2 protein-coding genes are annotated in these 2,797 nt (G+C 65.8%); both read left to right on the top strand.

The window, feature by feature from the left end; translation table 11 throughout:
- The first annotated feature begins 133 nt into the window (after positions 1 to 133).
- Positions 134 to 1,081, top strand: a complete 948-nt coding sequence (locus VW23_RS23505; RefSeq protein WP_069911922.1) for a substrate-binding domain-containing protein — start codon at positions 134 to 136, stop codon at positions 1,079 to 1,081.
- A 92-nt stretch (positions 1,082 to 1,173) separates the two neighbouring features.
- Positions 1,174 to 2,763, top strand: a complete 1,590-nt coding sequence (locus VW23_RS23500; RefSeq protein ID WP_069911921.1) for a sugar ABC transporter ATP-binding protein — start codon at positions 1,174 to 1,176, stop codon at positions 2,761 to 2,763.
- The last annotated feature ends 34 nt before the right edge of the window (positions 2,764 to 2,797 follow it).

Genomic DNA, 2,797 nt, shown 5'->3' with positions numbered 1-2,797 from the left:
AAGCATTTCCACCAAAGTCGAAGCAAACACTAACATGTCAGCGCTTGCGCAAACGTTTGCGAGCAAGTAGCTTCTCTCTGCCCGCGGATGAGGTCAAACAACCCGCGTCGGGCGCTCAGAGGAGGATAGATTCATGGATAGACGCAGTTTCCTGTTGTCTTCGGTGGCGCTCGGTGCGCTCGCCGTTGCTGCTCCTGCTGCCTTCGCGCAGGACAAGCTGACCATCCTGGGCTCGGTGCCCAGTCTCGGCTTCCCGTTCTTCGTGCATATGCTGAACCAGATCAAAGTTGAGGCCGAAGCACAGGGCGTCAACATCATCGAGAGCGACGGCCAGAATTCGGCGCCCAAGCAGACGGCCGATATCGAGGCGGCGATCGTGCAGAAGGTCAACGCCATCGTTATCTCGCCGCTTGACGTCAATGCGCTGGCGCCGGCGATCGAGCAGGCGGTGCAGGCCGGTGTGCCGGTGGTGACCATCGATCGTCGCGTCGATGGGGTCGAGGGCATCCTCGCCCATGTCGGCGCCGACAACGTCAAGGGCGGCGAGGCCGAAGCGCAGGCGATGGTCGACGCCTTCCCCAATGGCGCGAAGATCTTCCACCTGCAGGGCCAGCCCGGCGCCGGCCCGGCGATCGATCGCAACAAGGGCGTGCACAACGTCATCGATCCGATCAAGGACAAGTACCAGATCATCTTCGAGCAGACCGCCAACTTCGCCCGCGCCGAAGCGCTGTCGGTCACCGAGGCGGGCCTTGCCGCCAACGGCAAGCCCGATGCGATCGTCTGCGCCAATGACGACATGGCGCTCGGCGCCATCGAGGCCTGCGCGGCCCGTGGCTTCACCGACGTGAAGATCTACGGCTTCGACGCGCTGCCCGAAGCGCTGGTCGCGGTGCGTGACGGGACGCTCGCCGGCACCGTCGAGCAGTTCCCCGGCGAGCAGTCGCGCACCGCGGTACGGATCGCGGTGGCCTATGCCAAGGACAAGACCGAGCCGGCCGAGAAGCTGGTGCTGCTGACCCCGGTGGTCATCGGCAAGGACAATCTCGACAAGGCCGAGCGTATCGGCGAAGCCGGGTAAACTTCCTCCCGCCAACTGGCGCGCCAGTGGTCCGATGTGCAAGCATCGCCACTGCTGGTGCGCCAGTGGCACTAACTATCGGGAGGGGACCGATGGCTGCAGTCGCCGCCGCGGAACAACTCGCGCTGCCGCTTCTCGGAGTGGTCGGCGTCTCCAAGCATTTTGCCGGTGTTGTGGCGCTCAACGACGTTTCGCTCGAGGTGCGGCGGGGAGAAATCCTCGGGCTGCTCGGCGAAAACGGCGCGGGCAAATCGACGCTGTTGAAAATTCTCTCCGGGGCGCAGCCGCCGACCAGCGGGCGCATCGTGTTCGATGGCGCGGACTATCGACCGCACAGCCCGGATGCAGCCAAGCGCGCCGGTATCGTCACCATCTACCAGGAACTGAGCCTGATCCCGACGCTGTCGGTGGCCGAGAACATCTTCATCGGCCGGGCGCCACTGGGGGCGTTCGGCATCATCGACTGGCGGCGGATGCGGCGCGAGACCACCGGCATCATCGCCCGGGTGGGGCTCGGCATCGACCCTGACACGCCGGTGTCGGCGCTGTCGGTGGCCGAGCAGCAACTGGTGGAAATTGCCCGGGCACTGTCGCTCGAAAGCCGGCTGATCATCATGGACGAGCCGACTTCGGCGCTGACCGAGACCGAGGTCAGCCAGTTGCTCAAAATCATGAAGCAGCTGCGCGCCGAGGGCGTCGCCATCATGTTCGTGACGCATCGGCTGGAGGAAGCCTCGGCGATCTGCGACCGGATGACGGTGCTGCGCGACGGGCGGCTCGCCGGCCATCTCAACCGCACCGACACGCCGATCCCGATCCCGCAGATCATCGAGAAGATGGTGGGGCGGGCGGCATCTGAACTCTACGCCCGACCGACGCAGCGCAACGCTGCGGGTGCGGTGCGGCTCAGCGTCAGGGGCTTGCGCACAGTGCGCGACCCCGAGGCGCCGCATGCGATCGTGCTCGATGGCGTCGATATCGACCTCAAGGCCGGCGAAATTCTCGGCGTGGCCGGGCTGGTCGGTTCCGGTCGCACCGAGCTGGCGCGCGCCATCTTTGGAGCCGACCGGATTGCCGCAGGTACCGTGACGCTCGATGGCAAGGCGATTGCGCCGGCCTCGCCCGCCGACGCGATCGCACTGGGCATTGGCCTCGTGCCGGAGGATCGGAAGCACCAGGCGATCTTTTCCATGCTGGGCATCCTGCAGAATTTCTCGGTGGCGGCGCTCAGGGCCTATTCCAACGGGCTCGGGCTGATGGCCGAGGGCAAGGAGCGTGCCGCGCTGGCCGAGTACAAGAAGGCGCTTTCCATCCGCATGGCGTCGCCGGACCAGTCGATTGACGGGCTGTCGGGCGGCAACCAGCAGAAGGTGATCCTCGCCCGCTGGCTGGCGCGCGACCCCAAAGTGCTGATCGTCGATGAGCCGACGCGCGGCGTCGATGTCGGGGCCAAGGCGGAGGTGCACCAGATCCTGGTGCAGCTCGCAGCGCGCGGCATCGCCGTGATGGTGATCTCGTCCGAGCTGCCCGAAGTGCTGGCGGTGAGCGACCGGATCGTCACCATGCGGCAGGGGCGGATCACCGGCGAGATGCCGGCAGTGGACGCGACGGAAGAAAAACTGATGGCGCTGATGGCGCTCGACCAGCGGCAGGGCAGGGGCATTGCAAATGAAAGTCGCTGAACTCTCCGTGATCCTCCACCGCGTAGCGGGGGAG

It is taken from the genome of Devosia insulae DS-56 (assembly GCF_000970465.2).
In the GTDB taxonomy this organism is placed as follows: domain Bacteria; phylum Pseudomonadota; class Alphaproteobacteria; order Rhizobiales; family Devosiaceae; genus Devosia_A; species Devosia_A insulae.
This window is presented reverse-complemented; position numbering and strand designations above follow the sequence as displayed.

Coding starts and splice junctions, on each gene's coding strand:
- VW23_RS23505 (WP_069911922.1), top strand. CDS start 134: ATGGATAGACGCAGTTTCCTGTTGTCTTCGGTGGCGCTCGGTGCGCTC.
- VW23_RS23500 (WP_069911921.1), top strand. CDS start 1,174: ATGGCTGCAGTCGCCGCCGCGGAACAACTCGCGCTGCCGCTTCTCGGA.